Annotated in this window: 16 protein-coding genes and 2 pseudogenes; 12 read left to right on the top strand and 6 right to left on the bottom strand. The window is 61.5% G+C overall.

Annotated features, from left to right (window positions below; all coding sequences use genetic code 11):
* Position 1: 1 nt before the first annotated feature.
* The 12 genes and pseudogenes from AC0L7P_RS18735 (at position 2) to AC0L7P_RS18790 (ending at position 13,549) form a co-directional block, all read left to right on the top strand.
* Positions 2 to 3,208 carry a flotillin family protein gene (locus AC0L7P_RS18735; protein ID WP_473435672.1) on the top strand — a complete coding sequence of 1,069 codons (3,207 nt, stop codon included), beginning with the start codon at positions 2 to 4 and terminating at the stop codon, positions 3,206 to 3,208.
* Positions 3,209 to 3,646 carry an SRPBCC family protein gene (locus tag AC0L7P_RS18740; protein ID WP_473435673.1) on the top strand — a complete coding sequence of 146 codons (438 nt, stop codon included), beginning with the start codon at positions 3,209 to 3,211 and terminating at the stop codon, positions 3,644 to 3,646. It begins immediately after the preceding gene.
* Positions 3,647 to 3,649: 3 nt separating this feature from the next.
* Entirely contained in the window at positions 3,650 to 4,096 is a 447-nt protein-coding gene (locus AC0L7P_RS18745) for an SRPBCC family protein (protein ID WP_473435674.1), read from the top strand.
* Positions 4,093 to 4,881: pseudogene (locus AC0L7P_RS18750) on the top strand (FAD binding domain-containing protein); the annotation flags it as partial. The gene AC0L7P_RS18745 and the pseudogene AC0L7P_RS18750, both read left to right, overlap by 4 nt.
* Positions 4,882 to 4,891: 10 nt before the next feature.
* Positions 4,892 to 5,374 (top strand): (2Fe-2S)-binding protein, encoded by a 483-nt coding sequence (locus AC0L7P_RS18755; protein ID WP_473435675.1) that lies wholly within the window; start codon positions 4,892 to 4,894, stop codon positions 5,372 to 5,374.
* Positions 5,371 to 7,212, top strand: a complete 1,842-nt coding sequence (locus tag AC0L7P_RS18760; protein WP_473435676.1) for a xanthine dehydrogenase family protein molybdopterin-binding subunit — start codon at positions 5,371 to 5,373, stop codon at positions 7,210 to 7,212. Before AC0L7P_RS18755 ends, AC0L7P_RS18760 begins: the two co-directional genes overlap by 4 nt.
* Positions 7,213 to 7,214: 2 nt before the next feature.
* Positions 7,215 to 8,237, top strand: coding sequence for a xanthine dehydrogenase family protein molybdopterin-binding subunit (locus AC0L7P_RS18765; RefSeq protein WP_473435677.1), 1,023 nt, complete (start codon positions 7,215 to 7,217; stop codon positions 8,235 to 8,237).
* Entirely contained in the window at positions 8,238 to 9,119 is an 882-nt protein-coding gene (locus AC0L7P_RS18770) for an AAA family ATPase (RefSeq protein WP_473435678.1), read from the top strand. It begins immediately after the preceding gene.
* On the top strand, positions 9,116 to 10,213 hold the full coding sequence (locus AC0L7P_RS18775; protein ID WP_473435679.1) for a vWA domain-containing protein: 1,098 nt from the start codon (positions 9,116 to 9,118) through the stop codon (positions 10,211 to 10,213). The genes AC0L7P_RS18770 and AC0L7P_RS18775 overlap by 4 nt, the downstream gene beginning before the upstream one ends.
* Complete coding sequence (locus AC0L7P_RS18780; protein ID WP_473435680.1) at positions 10,210 to 11,085, top strand: amidohydrolase family protein; 876 nt, start codon at positions 10,210 to 10,212, stop codon at positions 11,083 to 11,085. The genes AC0L7P_RS18775 and AC0L7P_RS18780 overlap by 4 nt, the downstream gene beginning before the upstream one ends.
* Before the next feature lie 12 nt (positions 11,086 to 11,097).
* Complete coding sequence (locus tag AC0L7P_RS18785) at positions 11,098 to 11,946, top strand: N-acyl homoserine lactonase family protein (protein WP_473435681.1); 849 nt, start codon at positions 11,098 to 11,100, stop codon at positions 11,944 to 11,946.
* A 3-nt stretch (positions 11,947 to 11,949) separates the two neighbouring features.
* Positions 11,950 to 13,549: pseudogene (locus tag AC0L7P_RS18790) on the top strand (isochorismatase family protein).
* 80 nt (positions 13,550 to 13,629) lie between these two features.
* Here AC0L7P_RS18790 and AC0L7P_RS18795 read toward each other — a convergent pair.
* The 6 genes from AC0L7P_RS18795 to AC0L7P_RS18820 are packed head-to-tail and all read right to left on the bottom strand — an operon-like array spanning position 13,630 to position 21,457.
* The gene (locus AC0L7P_RS18795; protein WP_473435682.1) at positions 13,630 to 15,078 is read right to left on the bottom strand and encodes a hypothetical protein; all 1,449 of its coding nucleotides are present in this window, start codon (positions 15,076 to 15,078) and stop codon (positions 13,630 to 13,632) included.
* 8 nt (positions 15,079 to 15,086) lie between these two features.
* Positions 15,087 to 16,160, bottom strand: a complete 1,074-nt coding sequence (locus tag AC0L7P_RS18800; RefSeq protein WP_473435683.1) for a family 8 glycosyl hydrolase — start codon at positions 16,158 to 16,160, stop codon at positions 15,087 to 15,089.
* Positions 16,160 to 18,343, bottom strand: a complete 2,184-nt coding sequence (locus AC0L7P_RS18805; protein WP_473435684.1) for a cellulose biosynthesis cyclic di-GMP-binding regulatory protein BcsB — start codon at positions 18,341 to 18,343, stop codon at positions 16,160 to 16,162. The genes AC0L7P_RS18800 and AC0L7P_RS18805 overlap by 1 nt, the downstream gene beginning before the upstream one ends.
* A 45-nt stretch (positions 18,344 to 18,388) precedes the next feature.
* Entirely contained in the window at positions 18,389 to 19,828 is a 1,440-nt protein-coding gene (locus AC0L7P_RS18810; protein ID WP_473435685.1) for a glycosyltransferase family 2 protein, read from the bottom strand.
* On the bottom strand, positions 19,764 to 20,747 hold the full coding sequence (locus AC0L7P_RS18815) for a glycosyltransferase (protein WP_473435686.1): 984 nt from the start codon (positions 20,745 to 20,747) through the stop codon (positions 19,764 to 19,766). Before AC0L7P_RS18815 ends, AC0L7P_RS18810 begins: the two co-directional genes overlap by 65 nt.
* Positions 20,744 to 21,457, bottom strand: coding sequence for a hypothetical protein (locus tag AC0L7P_RS18820; RefSeq protein ID WP_473435687.1), 714 nt, complete (start codon positions 21,455 to 21,457; stop codon positions 20,744 to 20,746). Before AC0L7P_RS18820 ends, AC0L7P_RS18815 begins: the two co-directional genes overlap by 4 nt.
* Between the last annotated feature and the right edge of the window lie 319 nt (positions 21,458 to 21,776).

The following is a 21,776-nucleotide window of genomic DNA, read 5'->3' on the forward strand; positions in this document are numbered from 1 at the left end:
CATGACCGGACAAGTGATAGGACAATTGATCCTGTGGCTGATCATGGCGGTGATCGTCATTTTCATCCTCTATTGGGTGATGAACTGGCTTTATCGCCGTTCCACCAAGGAAATCGCCTTTGTGCGCACGGGGTTCATGGGCGAAAAGGTGGTGATCGACGGCGGCGCCTTCGTGTGGCCGATCATCCACGACATCACGCCGGTCAACATGAATTCGCTTGATCTGAACGTGACGCGCGAGCGTGACAAGGCGCTGATCACGAAAGACAGGATGCGCGTCGATATTGAGGCATCGTTCTATATCCGGGTGAAACAGACGAAAGAGGCGGTGACGCTGGCCGCCTCGACCCTGGGCCGCCGCACGTTGGAACCTGAACGGATTCATCAGCTTTTGTCGGGCAAGTTCGTTTCGGCCATGCGTTCGGTTGCGTCGGAAATGACGATCGAGGAACTGCACGAACAGCGCGGCGAATATGTGCGCCGGGTGCTGGATTATGCGCAGGAGGGGCTGGACAAGAACGGTCTGGAACTGGAAAGCGTCGCCATTCTCGACATCGACCAGACGGACATCGAATATTTCAACCCGTCCAACCGGTTTGATGCCGAAGGCCTGACAAGCGTGATCGAAGCGATCGAGGGGCGGCGCAAGCTGCGCAATGACATCGAACAGGACACGATGATTCAGATCCGCGCCCGCAACCTTGAGGCCGAGCGTCAGAGCCTTGAGATTGAACGCGATTCCGAGTCGGCCCGTCTGGATCAGGAACGCGAGATCGAATTCCGCCGCGCCCGCCAGCGCGCCGAACTGGCCCGTGAACGGGGCGAACGTGACCGCGAAGGCGAAGAGGCGACCTTTCTGTCACGCGAGGCGATCGAGCGCGCCCGCATCGCCAACGAAGAACAGATCGCCGCCGCGCGGATGGCGAGCGAACGCACCATCCGCCAGCAGGAAATCGAGCGCCAGCGGGTGATCGACGAGGCCGAAATTTCAACCCGGGAGGTGGTTGAAAAGGCGCGGATCATGCAGGAACGCAGCCTGACCGAGGCGCGCATTTCGAACACCCGCGATACGGACGCCGCCGAGATTTCAGCGCATGAAGCCATTGAAAAGGCCCGCATCGCCCAGGAAAAATCGCTCACCGAAGCGCGGATCGACAAGGATCTGTCAACCCAGAGCCGCGAGATTGACCGCAAGCGCACGATCGACGAGGCCGACATTTCCGCCAAGGAAGTGATTGAAAAGGCCCGCATCGCGCAGGAACGTGAAATCACCGAGGCGCGGATTGCCTTTGAACGCAACACCCGCGAAAAGGAAATCGCCCGCAATCTGGCCATCGAAGAGGCCGAGATTGCCAGCCGCGAGGCCAGCGAAAAGCTGCGCATCGCCCAGGAACGCACGGTCAGCGCCGAGCGGATTTCCAGCGATCAGGAAACCCGGACGCTGGAAATTGCCCGCAAGAAGGCGCTGGAAGAAGCTGAAATCGCCAGCGAACAGGCCATCGAGGCCGCCCGTATCGCGCGCGAAAAGATGCTGGCCGCCGAGAGGATCGAGAGCCAACAGGCCACCCGCGCCAAGGAAATCGAACAGCGCAAGGTGCTGGATCAGGCCGAAATTGCCGCCAACGAATCCACCAGCAAAGAACGGATCGCCCAGGAGGAGCGCATCCGCAGCCTTGAGATTGCCCGCAACCGCGCCATCGACGAGGCCGAAATCGCCAGCCGCGAGGCAGTGGACAAGGCCCGCATCGCCACCGACGCCAGAACCCAGGTCGAGCGGATCGAAAACGAGGAACGCACCAAGGAACGCGATCTGGCCCGCGAACAGGCCATTGCCTTTGCCGACACGGCGAAACAAGAGGCCGTAGAGGCCAAGCGGATCGCCAAGGAAAAGAAACTGGCCGCCGAGCGTATTGCCTATGAGCAGGACATGCGCGAACGCGAAATCGCCCGCAACCGCGCCGTGGACGTGGCCGCAAGCAGCGCCGCCGAGGCGGTGAACGCCGCCAAGATCACCGAAGCCGCGCGCACCCGCGCCGCCGAGATTGCGCGGGATGCCGAAATTCGCAGCCGCGAGATCGAAAAGCAGGAGGCCATCGAAGCCGCCGAGATTTCATCCCGCCGTCTGATCGAAGGTCAGCGGATCGAGAAAGAAGCCGAAACCACGGTCGAAAAGATCGCCCGCGACCGTCGCATCCGCGATCTGGAAATCGAACGCAACAAGGCGCTGGACGCGGCACAAATTGCTGCCGATCAGGCCATCGAAGCCGCCCATGTGGCCAAGGCCAAGACGGTGGACGCCGAAAAGATCGTGGCCGAGCAAGAGCTGGATTCCAAACGGCTTGAACGCCGCCGTGTGCTGGAACAGCTTGAAATCGCCCGCGTTCAGGCCTTGAACGAGGCGGAAATCGCCAGCCAGGAAGAGATCGAGCGCGCAAGAATTGCGTCCGAGCGTGGGCTGGACGATGCCCGCATCGGCCATCAGACCGAACGCCGCCGTCTGGAAATCGGCCGCGAGCGGGCGGTGGAAGAGGCCGGCATGGAAAAGGCGATTGCGCTGTACCAGAAATCGCTGGATCAATCCGCCGCTGCCATCGAGGCCGAAAACGCCCGCGCCCGCGCAGTCGAGGCCGCCGAGAAGGTGAAAACCGTGGGCGAAACCGAAGAGGCATCGCGCCGCAAGGTCGTGGGCGTGTCCGCTGCCGAGCTTGAGGCCGAAAAGACCCGCATCAAGGCCGAAGCCGACAAGATCAGAACCGCCGTCGAGGCCGAGGCGCAAAAGCTGATCAACGAGGCCGAGAACGTGCTGACCGACGGCGCGCGCACCTCCCTGTTCAAACGCAAGATGCTGGAACACGTCGAGGGTATCGTTTCCGCGAGCGTCAAGCCGCTGGAGAAAATCAACGACATCCGCATCATGCAACTGGGCGGCAGCGGCACCCAGGGGCTGAACTGGGCCGATGGTGCGCCGAATGGCGGTGGCGGCGGCGGCGGTGGAAGTCCCACGGACGAGGTGATGAACAGCGCCCTGCGCTATCGCGTGCAGGCGCCCATGGTCGACAGCCTGCTGTCCGATATCGGGCTGGACGGGTCCAACATCGCCAAGTCCGATATCTTTCGCAACGCCAGCGACATGACCCGTGCCGCCGGAGAGGTCGCCCGCAGCAAGGCGGCCCAGAAACCCAGCGACAAACCGACGGAGAAATCGTAAATGGCCCGTGTGTTCATCAGCTCGGTCATTCCTGCCGAACCTGCGAAAGTCTGGGAAAGGGTGCGCGATTTCAACGCCATGCCCAAATGGCACCCGCGCATCCGCGACAGCCGGATCGAAGATGCGCTGCCGTCCGACAAGATCGGCTGTATCCGCAATTTTCACCTGCAAAACGGTGACATGATCCGCGAACAACTTGTCGGGCTAAGCGATTACGATCTGTTTTTCACCTACACCATGCTGGAAGGGCCGATGCCCCTGTGGGATTACATGGCCACCATGCGCCTGACCCCGATCACCGACGGGGGGCGCACCTTTGCCGAGTGGACCGCCGAGTTCGAGTGCGAGCCGAAGGATTCCACCGATCTGGTGAACGGCATTGGCACTGGCGTGTTTCAGGGCGGTTTCGACGCGCTGAAACGGCATTTCGGGGGCTAGGCCATGGTCAGCGTGATCCGCAGCACGGTGATTTCCGCGCCGATCGAGGCGGTCTGGGAGGTGTTGCGTGATTTCAACGGACACGATCAATGGCACCCCGCCGTCGCCACCAGCGCCATCGAACGGGGCCGCGACAGTGACAGGGTGGGCTGTGTCCGGCGGTTCAAGCTGGAGGATGGTTCAGAGCTGCGCGAACAGCTTCTCACCCTCAGCGATGCGGAAACGGCGTTCAGCTATTGCCTGTTGGATACGCCGATTCCGCTTTTGAATTATGTCGCCCATGTGCGGCTGATCCCGGTGACGGACGTGGATCACACGTTCTGGGATTGGCGCTGCCGGTTCGATACCCCGAAGGGGCGCGAAGACGAACTGGCCGCCGTTGTGGGCGATAACATCTATCAGGCCGGGATCAATGCGATCCGGGCGCATATGGGATTGGAGGGCGCATGACGCTGGCGGTTGAAACCTATCCGACCCTGCGCGAGGCGGCGCAGGCCCTGGGCGACCGGGCGCGGTATCTGGGCGGCGGCACCTTGGTGATGCGGGCCGTGAACTATGGCGATCAAAGCTTTGACCGGATTGTGCGAAGCCGCGAAATTGATCGTTCGGTCAGGTCCGAAGGGCAGGGCATTCGTATCGGCGCCGGGGCCACCATGGCCGATGTTCTTGCGGCGCGCGATCTTGCGGCGCTGCATCCCGTGGCGCGCATCGTTGGCGGCCCGGCGGTGCGCAACATGGCGACGGTGGGGGGCAATCTGTTTGCCGCGTCGCCCTATGGCGATTTCACCACGGCGCTTTTGGCGTTGGAGGCCAGTGTGCAGATGGCCGACGGACAGAACCAGCCGATCGAGAGCTTTCTGTCAGGGCGGGCGCGCATGCGCGGCATTGTTGCCTCGGTCACGGTGCCACGGATAAACGAGGCCGAGTTCCGCTTTGCCAAGGTCAGCCGGGTCAAACCCAAGGGCGTTTCGATGATGTCGCTGGCGGCGTTTCTGCCGGGGGCCGGGTCGGGGCGGCTGGGCGATGTGCGCATCGCCTTCGGCACCATGGGGCCGACACCGCTGCGCGCCAAGGCGGCGGAACAGGCACTGCGTGGGCGGGGATTGACCGAAACCGACATCGAACCGGCGCTGAAGGTGTGTTGCGATGGTCTGCAACCCGCCGACGATGAACTGGCCACCGAATGGTATCGCCGCGAGGTGGCGCCAGTGCATTTGAAACGATTGCTGCTGGGGGGCGCCGCTGATGGCCAGAACACCGCTGACATTCACCCTGAACGATGCCGAAACCGGGGTTTTCGTGGTTCCGGGGGCGAACCTTCTGGATGTGCTGCGCCGGGGGGCCGGGGATCTGACGCCGAAACAGGGCTGTGCCCAGGGCACCTGTGGCAGTTGCACGGTTCTGATTGACGGGGTGCCGCATCTGTCCTGCCTGACCTTGGCCGAAACCGTCGAGGGCAAGCGGATCGACACCACCGGCGGGCTGGTTGGCGGGCCGGACCTGCACCCGCTGCAAACCGCCTTTATGGAAGGGTTCGCGGCGCAATGCGGGTTTTGCACCGCAGGCATGATGATGGCGGCCAAGGCATTGCTGGACCGCACCCCGAACCCGACCCGCGACGAAGTGATCGAGGCGATCAGCGGCAATCTGTGCCGCTGCACCGGATACGAACCCATCGTGGATTCGATCCTGGTGGCCGCCGCCCGGATGCAAGGACGCACAGCATGACCACCACCGAATTCCGCAAGGATCTTTTCGCCAACGAGCGTGACGATACGTTGAAAGAGATCGGCAAACCCACGATCCGGCAAGATATTCTGGGCCATGTCACCGGGCGCACCGCCTATTACGACGATCACCTGTTCGACGGGTTGTTGCACATGCGCGCCGTGCGTTCGCCCCATCACCACGCCCGGATACGGCGCATCGACACCGACGCCGCCGCGCGAATGCCGGGGGTGCGCCGGGTGGTCACCGCGGCGGATGTGCCGGTGAACCTCAACACGCTGCTCAGCCTCATCAACTTCGGGCGCGACGACGAACCGCTTTGCGCCCATGACAAGGTGCGCTTTCTTGGTGAAACCGTCGCCTGGATCATTGCCGACACCGAACGCGAAGCGCGCGATGCGGTGGCGCAGGTGCGGGTGGATTATGACCCGCTTCCTCATGTTCTTGACCCGGAAGAGGCGCTGAAACCGAACGCCCCGGTGGTGAACGAGGTTTATCCCAACAACACCTTTGATTATCACGGCAAGTACGACCATCAAAAGCTGCGCTTTGGCGATGTGAACGCGGCGTTTGCCCGTGCCGATCACATCGTCGAGGCAGAATATCAGATGTCGCCGATCGAACAGGCGCCGATTGAAACCTGCGGCGCCATTGCCGCGCCCGAACAGAACGGGCGCTTTGTCTGTCACACCAACACGCAGGCGTTGTTCTTTTCGCTGGGCACCACCGCCAAGCTGCTGGATACGCCGTCATCAAAGCTGCACTTTATCGGTGGGACGGCGGGTGGCGGTTTTGGTGGCAAGGTCGATTCCATCGTCGAACCCACCGCCGTTCTGGGCGCCATGCTGACCGGGCGGCCGGTGAAATTCGCCTGGGACCGGTACGAGGAAATGCAGGTGGGCGCACCGCGCGGCGCCGAACGCTGGCGCATCAAGGACGGGGTCATGAACGACGGGCGGATCATCGCGCGTGAATTGACCGGGTTCTTTGATTCAGGCGCCTATATGCGGCTGTCGCCCTATGCGATCATCAAGGGCGTGGGTCATTTGCCGGGGCCGTATTTCATTCCGAACGTCGCCAGCAACGTCTATTGCGTGATCACCAACCGCACGCCCGCCACTGCCATGCGCGGGTTTGGCATCACCGCCGTTGATTTTTCCATCGAATGCCACATGGACCGGATCGCTGAACTGGTGGGCATGAACCCGATCGAGTTGCGCATCCTCAACGCCTATCGTGATGGCGACATGAAGGCGCACCGGCGAAAGGCCAAGAATACCGCCCTGATCGAATGTTGTCAGGTGGCGGCGGGCAAGGCCGGCTGGGCGATCTCTGCCGATGCAATGGCGCAGAATTCGCTGACCGGCGGCGGTATCGGTCAGCGTGGCGAAATCCCCGAAACGGCCACCGACGAGGAAGGCCGCATCGGTGAACGCCGCGCCGGGCGGACCACCGATACCGCCCCGGCACGTCAGACCACCGGGCGGGTTGCGGCGGGCCATGCGGGCGTGCCGGTTGTTGCCGCCCCGGTGCAGAACGCCGATATGGAAATCGAGGTCGAGCGGATCGGCCACCGCATTGCGGCCCAGCACGGCGCGGCCCCTGCGCCTGCCGCACCGCGCCCGGCAGCGGGGCAACCCACGCCACCCGTCGCCGCGCCGCAACCATCCTATGCGCCGCCACCGGCACCGTCATCCTATACACAACCACAACCGGCCCCAACGCCGCCCGTCGCATCGCCGCCGGCCAGCGAACCCTATAAACCCGAGCAACCGTTCAGCCGCGGCGTCAACCGCCCCGGCACGTCACGGTTCCTTTCCGGCACCCGGAGGCGCTGAGCATGGCGATTCACAAGGGGCGTGGTTTCGCCTGTATCAATTACCCCATCGGCATGAATCTGGGCGGCGATCCGGCACAGGCGCTGGTGCATTCCACGCCGGATGGTAAATTCATGGTCGCGCTGTCGGCCATCGACCTGGGGCAGGGGATGAAATCGGTCACGCGGCAAATTGCCAGCGAAACCCTGGGCGTGCCGGTCGAGGATGTCTATGTCGATACCGCCGACAGCGACACCGGCCCCCATGATATGGGGTCTTTCGCGTCGCGTGGCACGCACCGGGTGGGCAACGCGGTGATCCGCGCCAGCGCCGAAGCGCGCAAACAGATGATGGAGGCCGCCGCCGAGGAACTGGAGGTGAACGCCGCCGATCTGGACACCGACGGCAAGGGCAACATCCACGTCAAGGGCGCGCCGTCGCGTTCCATCACCGTGGCGGATACCGCCATGGCGGCGCAGTTCAAACAGGGCCGCACCCTGGCCGGGCGGGGGATTTTCCTGATCCCGCCCTCCGATGCCGACCCCGAAACCGGGGAAATGACGCCGGTGACATGTTTTGCCCATGCCGCCCTGGTGATCGACCTTGAGGTGGACGACGAAACCGGCGATGTCGAGGTGACGCAGATCAATTCCGCGTACGAGGTGGGTCGGGCGCTGAACCCGAAACTGGTGGAACAGCAGTTGATCGGGGGTGCGTGGATGGGGGTGTCCCACGCGCTTTATGAAACCACCGAACCGCAATACCCCAAGCGCGACCACGGGCCGCAGGATTTCAACACCTATCTGATGCCGGGGCCGGGGCAGATCGTGCCGCATCACATCGCGGTGCTGGAACGCCCGGCCGAGGATGCGCCATTCGGCGGCAAAGGCCCGGGCGAAATGTGCGCCAACCCGGTGCTGCCCGGCATTGCCAATGCGATTTACAACGCGGTGGGTGTGCGGTGCGACCGTCTGCCGATCACGCCGGAAAAGATTTTGCGCGGGTTGCGTGAAAACGGCGGTGCCCGCCCGCAACAGGTGCGCTAGGTGGCGGTACGCCCCAATATTGCCGGGCTGAACAGCCCCGATGCGTTGCAGCGCGCGCTGGTCGATGCCCAGTATCTGGCCGACGATGCGCTGGCCACCTCCAGTTATCTTGCGCTGGCTTTGGGCAAGCCGATGCTGCTGGAAGGCGCGCCCGGCGTGGGCAAGACCGAGGCGGCCAAGGCGCTTGGCGGGGTGTTGGGGCGGCAGGTGATCCGGTTGCAGTGCTTTGAAGGTATCGACGCCGCTGCGGCACTGTACGAATGGAACTATCCCCGGCAAATGCTGGCGATCCGGCAGGCCGGCGAAGGCGCTGTAAACCTTTACGGCGAAGAGTTCCTGTTGGAGCGCCCCCTGCTGACAGCCTTGAGAAACCCGGCCACGTCTTTGCTTTTGATCGACGAAATCGACCGCGCAGATCATGAATTCGAAGCGTTCCTGCTGGAATTCCTCAGCGATTTCACCATTTCGATCCCCGAAACCGGCACCGTGCGCGCGACGCAGCCGCCGGTGGTGGTTCTGACCTCCAACCGCACCCGCGACCTGCACGAGGCGCTGCGGCGCCGTTGTGTTTATCACTGGATCGACTATCCGCACCCGGCCCTTGAGGCCCAGATCGTCATGGCGCGCGCATCCCGTGTGGCGCAGGCCACGGCGGATGCGGTGGTGGCCAGCGTGAATGCCCTGCGCGGCGAACCATTGGCCAAACCGCCCGGGGTGGCCGAAACCATCGAATGGGCCGAGGCGGCGACGCTGTTGAACGGGCAGGGCGCCCATTGGCCCGATGCCTTTCGCCGGGCCATCGGCGTGGCGATCAAGGATCACGACGACATGGCCTATCTTGCCCCGCGCCTTGACGGATTGCTGCCCGGAGAGGCGGCATGACCCTGCCGCGCGCCCTGACGCCCTTCGTCGGCTTTGCCCAGGCCCTGCGCCGCGCCGGTTTTGCCGTGTCGCCCGACCAGACGGCCAGTTTCATCGAAGCGGTGGGCATTCTTGGCCCGCGCGATCTGACCGATATCTGGCGGGCCGGGCGGGCGCTGTTTTCGGTTCCGCCGGAACGGCTGGCCGAATACGATGCGCTGTTCCGCGCGATTTTTCTGGGTCAGACGGTGGCGGCCCCCGCCGAGGGCGAGGATGACAGCGTTGAGGCGTTCGAGCCCACCGGCGAGACGCAGGAAATCGAGATCGGTCAGGACGACAGCGAAGTCGGCGGCGAGGCAGTCACAGCTGAGCGGCTGGGCCGCCGTGAACTGGCGGTGCGCGACGATGACAGCGCGCTGTTGCACCTGCACCGCGATGGCCCCGGCGCGCTGCCCCGGCGCCTGTCCTATCGGCGGCAACGCGCCAACCGGGGCAACCGCATGGACATGCGCCGCATCCTGCGCGAGGCGGCGCGGCGCGAAGGCGACGTTCTGAAACTGTTTGAAACCCGGCGCAAGACCCGGCAGCGGCGGGTGCTGTTGCTGATCGACGTGTCCGGGTCGATGAAGGACCGCTCTGATGCCTCGATGCGGCTGGCCCATGCGGTGGTGCAGGTGGCCGACCGGGCCGAGGTGTTTACCCTTGGCACCCGCCTGACCCGGATCACCGCCGCGTTGCGCCCCAGTGACCGCGTGCAGGCGCTGGAGCGGGCAGGCGCGCTGATTGCCGATTTTGACGGCGGCACAAGGATTGGCGAGGCGCTGGCCGCCTATCTGGCGGTGCCGCGCTTTGCCGGATTTGCGCGTGGTGCGGCGGTGATCGTGCTGTCCGACGGGCTGGAACGGGGCGATCCCGGCGCGATGGTCGATGCCGTGACCCGGCTCAGCCGCAGCGCATGGCGGCTTGACTGGCTGACGCCGCTGGCGCGTGACCCGGACTATGCCCCTGAAACCGCAGGGTTAAAGGCCATTCTTCCCCTGATCGACACCCTTGGCGACGGCGCCGATACCGCCGCCATCACCGACCACATCCTGAACCTGAGGCGCGCCGCATGATAGATGCCCATCACCACATCTGGCTGCAAAAGGATCTGCCCTGGCTGCTTGGCCCGGAACAGCCGCGCATCTTTGGCCCCTACCGGGCGATCATGCGCGATTATACAACGCGGGAATACATGGCCGATATTGCTGGCACGGGCGTTGAAAAATCGGTCTATGTGCAGGCGAACTGGGCGCCGAACTGGTTCATGGACGAAGCGGCCTGGGTGCAGGAACAGGGTGACGAACACGGGATGCCCGACGCCATTGTCGCCTATGCCGATTTTACCAGCGGCGATGTGCGTGATCAGTTGGACAAGTTGAAGAAATACAGCCGGATGCGCGGTATCCGTCAACAGTTGCATTGGCACGAAAATCCGACCTATCGCTTTGCCGGAACGCCCGATCTTTGCGGTGATGAAACGGTGCAGAAAAACATCGCGCGGCTGGGCGATTACGGCTGGTCCTTTGATCTTCAGGTGTTCGCGCCGCAAATGCCGGGGGCGGTGGACCTGGCCAAGGCCTGTCCGCATGTCACCTTTATTTTGCAACACGCCGGAATGCTTGAGGATTTATCCGAAGACGGCCGCAAGCAATGGCGCGAGGGCATGGCCGCTCTGGCCGATTGCCCCAACGTTGTGACCAAACTGTCGGCCTTTGGCACCTTCATCCACCGCAACGATCCCGAATTCATCGCGGACATGATCGTGACGGTGGAAAAGATGTTCGGCGCTGACCGCTGCATGTTCGGGAGCAACTTTCCGGTTGAAAAGCTCTGGACCAGTTACACCGAGCTGTTCAACGCCTTCAAGACCGGCGCCAGCGCGCTGAGCAAAAAGAAACAATCCGCAATATTCAACGACACGGCCGCCCGTGTTTACAACATCTAGGGAGGAGCTGACATGGCCTTGCAAATTCACGTTCTCGACTATGGCGATATTGAACTGGAAACCTCGTTTCTTGTGCTGGGCCATGAATGTGGCCGAGTGCGCCGGGTGCCGGTTTATGGCTTTCTGATCACGGGGGGCGAATATCCGGTGGTGGTTGATACCGGGTATCGCGACAATGCGATCATGGAAAGCCTGGGCATGCGCGGGCTGCAATTTCACGACAACATGATCGAGAACCAGCTTGCGAAACACGGGCTGAAACTGGGCGATATCCGCTATGTTCTGCACACCCATCTGCATATCGACCACGCCGGGCAGGACGACAAGTTTCCGATGAACACCACCGTCGTCATCAACCGCCGCGAGATGGAGTTTTCCGTTTCCGGCATCATGTATCCGCAATACCCCAAGCCGGATATCAAGCATCTGGTCGACCGGATCTATGAACCCGAGGCGATGCGGTTTCTCGATCTCGACATCACCACCGCCGAAGAAATCATTCCCGGTGTCTGGTGTGAATATGCCGGTGGCCATACCGAGGGCAGCATGAACGTGGTGGTCGAAACCGCCGAAGGGCTGGCCTGTATCTGCGGTGATGTGATCTATGATTTCAACGACCAGATCGTGAACCACGTGCAGACGAACAACTGGATGGAGCCGCGGGTGACCGGCAACCATTCCCAGAGCAAGCGCGAGGAAAAAGGCGCGATCAAGAAGCTTTTGAACAACTATACCTTCCTGCTGCCGATCCATGACAAACCCGCCAAGATCGAACGGCAAAAGGTTGTCGGGCGCCTAGGGATGTCGGTTCCCGGCCCGCTGACCCAGACATTGCCCGACCGGCCCTGGTTCCCGGCATAAACCATGGGACATATCGCCATCGCAGACAGCTTTCACGCCATCCTCGACGAACATGAACCGGTGCGCCAACTGGCCACCGGGTTCATCTTTACCGAAGGGCCGCTGTGGCATCCGGTGGATCAATCGCTGATCTTTTCGGATATGCCGGGCGATGTGCGCCGCCAGTATGTGCCGGGGCAGGGCGTGCGCGAAATTGCACGGCCCAGCAACAAGGGCAACGGCATGACTTATGATGCCGATCTGAACCTGCTGATCTGTGAACATTCCACGTCGTCCGTGGTGCGGCTGCGCCCCGATGGCACGCGCGAGGTGTTGTGTTCGCATTTTCAGGGCCGCGAGCCTGAACAGCCCGAACGACATTGTTGTCGGCAACGACGGTGCAATCTGGTTCACCGATCCGACCTATGGCCGGTTGGAGCATTTCGGCATCCCGCGCCCGGTGCAACTGGGATTTCAGGGTGTGTACCGTCTGCCGCCGGGGCACCAACCCGGTGCAGAACCTGAACTTGTGGTGGACAAGTATCTGTTTTCACAACCGAATGGTTTGTGCTTTTCGCCCTGTGGGCGCTGGATGTGGGTGAATGATACGGATCAGGCCAATATCCGCATGTTTGACGTGATCGACGGGCGGCTTGAAAATGGCCGGGTCTTTGCCGGGGGCATCAAGGACGCGCTGAAACCGGGGCTGCCTGACGGCATGAAGGCCGACAGCCAGGGAAATATCTATGTCACCGCGCCGGGCGGGGTTTGGGTTTACGCTTTTCATGGTGAGTTGATCGGCAAGATTTCCTGCCCGGAAATGGTGGCGAACCTCCATTGGGGCGGTGCGGATTGGAGCACGCTGTACCTGTGTGCCACGACCTCGCTTTATTCGGTGCAGACCCGGGCGAAGGGCATGGATGAACCGTTCATGTACCCCGCGCCGCCACCCAAAACGGCGCATGCCGCACCCGTGGCCGCACCCCCGGCAACGCCCGCGTTGATCACGATGCCGATCGAGGATCGTATCGACGGGTCGCGTACCGCATTGATAATACAGGATTTACAGAATGACGTGATGATGGATGGCGGGGCTTTCGCCGACACTGGATCACCTGACCACGCGCGCCAGCAAAATGTTCTGGCCAATGTTGCGCGCCTGGCTGCCGCCGCACGGGCCAGGGGCGTGATGGTTTTGCATGTCTGGATGGTGTGTGAACCCAACCATCCGTTTCTGGCGCAGCATGCATCGCTGTTGCGGGGGTTGCGTGACGAAAACGCATTGGTGCGCGGCACCTGGGGCGTGAAACCGGCACCGGGTGTTGAACCGCAGGGGGGCGATCTGATCGTCGAGAAAATGTCGATGAGCGCTTGGGAAACCACACGCCTGGAAAGTTACCTGCACCATGGCCGGCGCGACACGATCATCTGTTGTGGGTCATGGACCAACATGAGCGTCGAACACACCGCCCGAACCGGCGCCGACAAGGGGTTTCGCGTTATCGTGCCCGAAGATGCCTGTTCAAGCATGAACGCCGAATGGCACGCCGCGTCGATCAATTTCGGTATGCAGAACGTGGCGACCGTCAGCATGACAGATGCCGTAATGGCCAAAATCTCCTGAGGGACCACACCCGAAGATCAATGGACCAGGCGCCAGCGGACCGTCAAATGATCTGGCTGCCCGGTGCCCATATCTCTCTGCTAGTTGAGCGCCTCGGACAATGCCCGCCGTGATGCGGGCGTTGCCATCTGTTCATGAATGCGACGAAACTCTGCCACCGCCGCCGCGCGCTTGCCGGAATTCAGATAGGCATAGCCGCGCAACAGGGAAAGATCGCGCCGCATGCGCCCTGACAGACGTTCAAGTTCGTTGAAATACGCGATCGCAAGTGGGAAATCCCCACGGTTATAGGCGAACACGCCACGTTTATCGAGAATCTGGCTTTCGATATCCAAACGTTGCTTGCGGTTGAAATGGGTATTGGCCGCGACACTGGCCGCTTGATCGACCATTTCAAGGCGCAACATCGCCAGTGCCATCCCATAGGCCGAATCCCGCCGCGACTGGGCCGTGGGTCCGGTGGTTGCGGCCTTTTTGAAATCGTTCAGGGCCTCTAATGGCCGGTCGGCATTCAACGCACACCACCCGCGTTGAGACAGGACTGTGCCACTTTGGCCGTTTGTCGTTGCCGCGAGACAGCCTTGCCAATTGCCGCTGTTTGCGGCCTGCGCCACCTTGGACGATGCGACGCCCCCAGCCGGCGCGCTGCCCGACCTGCGGGGTTTGGCCGCTTTTGCCGGCAGTTCAGCGGGCGCCGGTCGGGTGTCGAGCCCTGCGGGCCGCGGGGCCGGTCGGGGGCTGGACTGCATGGCAAGCAGCGGATCGAACGCCGGATCGTCGTTGTCCGACGGGGCCAGCGGTTGATCGGACGGCGCAACGACAGGCGTGGCGTTCAGCCCGGCCCGCAGCCGGTTTTCCGTGGCGGTCAGTTGTTCTGCCGTGGCGGGCGAATTTTCCCGCGCAATATCCGCCAGTGCCGAAAGCATTGCCGCATCGGCAATAGCGGCTGATTTTTCAAGCGTGGCGGTCAGGATTTCCGCGGAACCGCAACTGCGCAGAACGCTGCGATAGACCGCAAGCGCTGAATCGTCCTGCCCCACAGATTGATATTGTTCGGCAAGCAGCCACGCATTGTTGACCCGTTCACAGCGCAACAGGGCGGGGTTGCTGCGCGCGATGCGGATTGCGGCGTTTGCGTCATCCGTGTTGACAGCCCGCGTAAAACGATCCTGCGCCTCGGCGATTGCCAGCGTCTGAAGCAGTTCCTCGGTCGGGGACCAATCGGGAAAGGTCTGGCGTGTTTTTTCGATCAGGGCCCGGACACCATCGTAATCGCCTGTTTCGATCAGGCGGTAAAGGCTGTCGATGGTTTGTGCAGGAACATCGCGCGACACCTCGGTCAGATCGTCGGGTGGCGTCCAATCGGGATATTCCAGTTGCAGGCGCCGGATTTCCGATTGCACCGCCTGGTCATTCCCCTGGCTGATGTAAAAGCGAAGCGCCATGAGATCACTGTCCGTCGGCGTTTGCGCCAGTGCGGAAACGGCGGTCAGCCCCAGAAACAGGACGAAGGCGGCGATGAGTTTCATGGTATGTATCATAGGGGAAAACACATTGGTGCACTTTGCGCCTGGGCAATCATGGCCATCACCTGCAGGGTTGCCGGGTAATAGGGATCATCCCGCACAAAGGGCGGCAAGGCAGATCCGACAGTGTTTTGTGCGGTACATGTGGCAAGGGCGGCGACGGCCTTGTATCCTGCCTGTTCGCTGGTTTCGAGGATCTCGCCGCTTTTGCGGTCGATGACGGTGGCCGCGCTGCCTTTTGGTGCCCGCGCCTGCGCTTCGGCATAGCGCAACACCGCAGGGTGTTCTGTCAGGCCTGACCAGATCAGGAACAGCGGTATGCGCATCGCCTCGTATCCTGCGTTGAACGAAAAATCCGGGGCGGGGCGAAGGGTATCGCCGTCAACCTCTACCCAGTCGGGCACCACGCCATCGCGTGCCAGCCTGCTTTCAAGGTCGACCGCCCCGCGTGCGGCGCGCGCAAGGTCGGGCAGGTTGAACGCTGTCGCCAGTTCGGTCATGGCCAGCGGCATCGAATAACACGGATTGACGATGACACCGGTTTTTGTGTGGAACCCGTGCGCGGCTGGCAACATCAACGGCAGGGCGTCCACCCCCGGGATGTCAACAACACATGTTTCAACCAGGTCGATGGCAATGCGTTGGGCCAGATCGCGATATTCCGGCACCGAAAATTTGCGCGACGCCTTGAGCAGAGCCCATGCCCTGAACAGATCGCCATCGCTTGCATTGTTGGTGTCGGGCACCCGTTCCGGTGCGTTGGGCAACCAGCGCCAGGCAAGCAGGTTGTCAGGCCGCACGGCAAGATTGACTTTGGTCCAGGTTTCGATCCGATCGAACGTGCGCCGGTCCCCGACCGTTGCGGCGATGAACATGCCATAGGCCTGACCCTCTGAATGGCTTGCATCCTGTTGGATCCGGTCGATAACGCGGCCCGAGGCGTCAAGATGGGCGCTTTGCCACGCGGCCCAGACATCGCGCAGATTGATTTCCAGGTCGGCGTCCTGTCCCTGGGCCGGCATACCAGAAAGCGTGCTCAACCCGGCACACGCCCCGAGACTGGTCATGAAATTCCGTCGCTTCATTATCTTCTCCGCCGCGTCAGGATAGCAATTCCGATAGCGACAATCGCAGAACAAAGGATTAATAAGAACAGCGGAACAATGTAGCGCGACGGTGTTATCGTGACGTAATTTCCAAAAACAGCGCGCATGTTGCTAAACGTCAACGCCTCGTTAAGTGACAATGGCTTGTTCGGTGAATCCCAGCTGACCCAGCCAATTTCGGGCGAATACAGTGACACCTGCCCATGTGGGCCCTCGAATTCCTGGTGCGTGGCCGCCAGAGAGGCAACAATGCCCGCCGGTTCGGCACTGGAGCGCATGATCAGCCAGATTTTTTCCGGCGATGCCATGTCGGGCTGAATCAGCATCGCTTCGGCCGCGTGGCCCGACAACCAGGTTTGCAGGTCGGTCTCGGGGCCGCGCCACATGGTCATCAGACCATCAAGCAAACGCGAGGGCAGGGCCGCGGCCCGGTCCAGTTCATAAAGCCCACGCCACCACGGGCCTTCGTTGACACTTTTCCAGGGGTTCGGATCCGGAGCCGTTTCCTGCGCTGTTGCCAGAAGAACGGATTGCAACGCGGCGTTGTTGCCATCAACCACGTCCCCTTCCAGCGTTGACAGATCGACAGGCACGCCCACGTGCAGTTCGAATTCCGACAGATCCGTTTCTGACAGATCAGGTGGCGGATCGTTGGCGTAAACAGCGGCGAGTTGCGGCAGCATGCCCAGGGGAATCGTGCCGCGCGCCGCCGTGCTCAGCCGGATCGAGCCGGGCCCGATGATGCCAAGAACGGAATCAATGCCGGGCAACGACATGCTGGGAGAATCCGGCACGAACAGCGTGCTTGTTCCGGAGATCTGAAAAATCGGAGCATCCCTGAGGGAACAGGCCTGATCCGGCGGATCGCCGGGCACAAGCGCCTCGAACGTCAGGCGGTTCACGCCGGGTTGAAGCAAGTTCGCGGCAAACGGAACGTGAAGGGTTTTCAGGGCATGCCCGGCCTTTTCCGCATCATCCAGCGGCAGCAGGCGTATTGTGGTGTTGTTGATCTTGACCAGCAACAGCGATCCTTTCGGAAGCTGTTCGTCAAATTGATAATCGAGATTCAATTCTGCCTGCTGGGACGCCAACAGCAACCAATCCCGGGGCAGACGGAACGACACGGGCGCGCGGAAATACCGGCCATGCCCTTCGATGTCGGCGATACCAAGATCGGCAAGCGGGGTTTCGCGGCCCGGCGCCAACAACGCAGTGACATCGCTTGTGCCCGAATCCTTCAGGGCTCCGAACAGCAACTGTCCGACTTCGGCATACCGCCCGCTGTTTGTAAGCAGAACAATCGCCCCGTCGCCGCCACGATGAAATTCGGGACCACCCGGCAAAAGCATGTCGGGCGGCAGGGCCGCTACCCGCGCCAGTTGCGGCGGGTCTGGTGAAACGGCATAGTAATCCTCAAACTTGATCTCGGGTGGGGTGCCGCCAAAGATATCCTCGACACGGGCGATAATGGCAGCCGCATCGCTAAGCGAAAAATCCGCCCCCGATATCCGGATTGAAAACGGTTCACCCCGCGCGAGTTGGGCGCCGGTTGCCGCGAGAAAGCCCAAAGGATCGGGCGTCAGCTCATCTGTGGCGATCTCGACGCCGCTGTCGGCCAGTGCGATATCTGTCCACAGGCTGAACGACGCTTCCGGCCCGCAAAAAATGCGGTGTACCTGCACCGCCACCAATGCGACGCGGTTTCGCCCGGCGCGGAACAATCCGGCGGGCACATCCAATGTGTCGATGCCGTCCTTGTCAAAATTGTCCGGTCTGATCTTGCCGATCGGGGTTCCGTTTACGAACACCTCGATCGGCGATCGTTCCGGCAGGATATTGATCGCGCTTTTGGATTTCAGTTGAAACGTCGCCGCACCGGTATCGCGGGGCATGAACAATATGAATTCGGCGCGGTCGAACTGACCTTGCAGACGAAAGTGATCGGTTGCGCCAATCTGTGCCCGCAGTGTCCTGAGCGGCATGATCGTGGTTGCGGGCTGGTGTGCTTTTGCCGCATCGGCGGCGCCCTGTCCGTGCATCGCACGGGGCGTTTCGGGAACCACGGGAACGGCTGACCGGTCGCGGTCCGGTTCCTGGGGATCTTCCAATCCTTCAAGAATGATCTGCTGGGCCGATGCCGGGTGCATGGGGGCCGAAGCCACCAGACACGCAGCGATCAACGGGAGAAGCCAACGCAACATCGCCATCTAACCCCCGACCTCAAGAAACCCGTCCGTGTCCTGGGATGTGTCCTCTGGTTTGTCTTTTGGCCGCTCGGAAACTGCAACGGCCTTTGGAAATTCGCTGTCGGGCAGGTCGGTATCCAACCTGAGCTCTGCCCGCCGCCGGGCGGGCTCGCTCAGGAAATCAATGACACTTTTTGGCAGCGACAGGATGCTTTTCCGGAACACAAAGACAAGCCCCACGAAAAGACCGCGCCGTTTGGCACGAACCTTGCGGAAATATATCCAGCGGGCGCTGTCGCCATAGGTGACAAAAGCGGCAAGGCGGCTTGCCGCGATCATGTCCTTTGCCGCGATGTCGACGCTCAGGGTCACACCGTCGACGCCGCTTTTCACGGATGAAACCGTTGCCGGCAGCGGGTTTTCAAGGTCCGGCGCACTGGCGAGCGACGGGCGTATCTCGATCGCACTGCCGATGCTTGCCTCGCTCAGCATGACCTTGCCGTCGGGATCACGGGTGTTGCCATCCACGTTCAGGATCACGGATTTTGACCCTGCCGAAATGATCGTGGCGGCAAATGGCGTGCTGCGGGTCTCATCCGTAATCAGTTGCAGGTTTGCGGGCACGGAAACGGCCGTTCGCGCCTTTACCAAACGCCAGGGACGTTCGAACACCGCACGCAGCGCGAATGAGGTCAGCAGGAAATTATAGAGATTCCACGCGCCCACGATCATCACCACGGTCCGATCGCCCGGAAACGCAAACCAGCGGTATCCACCGGCGATCAGGCCCACCAGCATCAGCACCGCCAGCCCAAGCAGCGGCAGGAAAATCGGTGACAGAAACGCGTGATCCAGTTCTTCCTCCTTCACTGTCACCTTGAAGGATGCGGCACGCGGACGAAGCACCGTGCCGATGATTGCGCGCAGCAGATAAGGCGTCTGCGCGATCTCGTAGACCTCGGAAATCTGTGGCCATCGGACGTTGGCAAAAAGGGCGTTCTGGATCAGAAAGCCAATCAACAGATAGGGCAGGATATAAACCAGAACCTCGGTCGAGGAGACGACGAATATCTCAAAGCCGAAGAACATATAAAACAGCGGACTGATCAGAAAGGTCATGCGGATCAGTGGAAACAGCCAGAAACTCATTGAATTGAGATAGCAAAGCCGCTGGGTAATCGACAGGCCCGAGCGGAAGATCGGATTCTTGAGGATCAGCATCTGAATCATGCCCGTGGCCCAGCGGCCCCGTTGCTGAATGAACGATGCAAAGGTTTCGGGCTGCAACCCACCGATCATCGCGTGATCGAGATACAGGCTTTCCCAGCCGCGCGAATGGATATCCAGCGCGGTTTCTGCATCTTCGGTAATCGTTTCGCCCGAAATTCCGCCGACTTCATCCACCGCCCGACGGCGCAACAGCGCGGCCGAGCCGCAAAAGAACGCCCCCCAGCCGGTCAAGCCCCCGGTGGATCGTGGTATAGAACATCTCGTTCTCGGACGGGCAGGTTTCGGGCAGGGCAAGGTTGCGTTCGATGGGGTCGCGGTTGATGAAAAAATGCGGCGTCTGCACCAGGAACAGACGTGGGTTGTCGACAAAATAGCCGACCGTGCGCGCCAGAAAATCCCGGCTGGGCACATGGTCTGCATCAAGAACCAGAAACAGCTCGCCGCTCAGGTTTTTCAGGGCGGCATTCAGGTTACCGGCCTTCGCGCTTTCGTTGCGCGCCCGGGTGGCATAGACAACGCCAAGTTCGGCACAGAGCTTTTGCAGCCGGGCGCGGCGTTCCTTTGATTCTTTGGCGATATCAGGGTTGGAATGGTTGCACCGCTGATCTGTCCCGCCGTCATCACACAGCACGACGGTCATCTTGTCATGGGGATAGTTGATCCGCTTTGCGGCGGCCAGGGTGACGGCCAGCAGTTCGTCGGGTTCATTGTAGGACGGAACCAGAATGTCGACCCTGGGCGCATCCTTGAGCCGGACCGGCGCTGGCGGTTTGGGTTCGGTTGGGTCAGCCGTGACAAGGGCGGTCAGGAAAAACAGCGCAACAGTAAAGGTTTCGGCCCCGAACAGAACAAGCGCGGCGGCAAAGGAAAATGGTTCATCCAGCGATGGCAAAGTCTCGGTCAGGCGCCACAACCAGTACCGCAGGGTGAAAAAGCTTGCCACGGCCAGTGTTGCGAACCGGATGGGCAGGCTGATCTGGACAAAGGGTTTGAAGACCAGCAGCACGCCAAGCGTCCCCAGCGCCAACACCCCCTGAACGGCGATCGACGTCGGGACGGATGCAAGGAACATGATTGGCACCAGCAACAGCAGCCAGAGCAGGATCATGACCGTCAGCCCCAGGCGCGATATGGCCTTCGCGACCTTCACGGCAGCGGCCCGGCAAGAGGAGAGAGCATTTCCGGCGGGCGCCCCGGCCGCTTTGCTTTGGCGGCAAACCCGGCCTGGGTCGGGCGGGCCGGGATCAGTGCCTGTTGGGCGGTTCCAACAATACAGTTGCGCAGGACCATGTCCAATGCTGATCGTCCGGCGGGCACGACCCGGCTTGCACTGTCAAGCCGACGCAGGGCAAGAACACAGGTCAGTCCGGCATTGTTTGTCCATTCGGCCCAGTTCAGCGTGCCGAGTTCGTCCGTTTCGCTGAGGAAGGTAAGATCATCGATCGCGCCAAACGGAAAAACATCAATGTTCAGCGAGGCGAGGAATTTTACGGGTTGGAACCGTCCGTTGGTGGACAGGTCGGCGCCTTGCGCCCGCAGCATGATAACATTGTCGCCGCGCATGGCCGTCTTGTTCACCAGCAGGATACGTTGTTCCGCGAATGGCCCGACCAATCGCTCTTGCACCATCTCTGTGCCGGGAACAGAAACCCAGGCACTGTCCAGCCGTTGCGGGATGAACGGCTCTTGCGCGAGGGCGGTTTCCAATTCGCCGGGCAGCAGGATGTTTGTTCCGCACCCGGCCAGCACGATACAGATACAGGACGCGGCACAGGTGCGGCCCATTTTAACGATGGCCGACCGGGCGTTGATGTATTCATCGAACAAATGGCGCGTCGTCGCAGAGCTGAAGCCGCGCAAGCGGAAGACTCGTGATCGCCTCATCCTGTCGTTGGACACGCGACAATACCCCATTGATCCGTTCCGGCGTTGCGCCACATTGCACCCTCTGACCCGGTGATATCGAGTTTCATTTTTAAGATCCTCACTGGATTCGGGACAAACAGGAATGAGGATAACATGCGCGATCTGAGGTACCATAAGGGATTTGCGCACAACTTAAAGGCGAAATTATGGAAGCCAAGCGCCTTTGGTTGATTTCAGGTCATCGGGCAAGCACTGACAGAACGGGCCGGCGGACCGATGCGAAAATGGAACACGTCAACCGGTCCCTAGCCGC

The sequence above is a fragment of the Oceaniglobus sp. K40-3 genome (assembly GCF_055808395.1).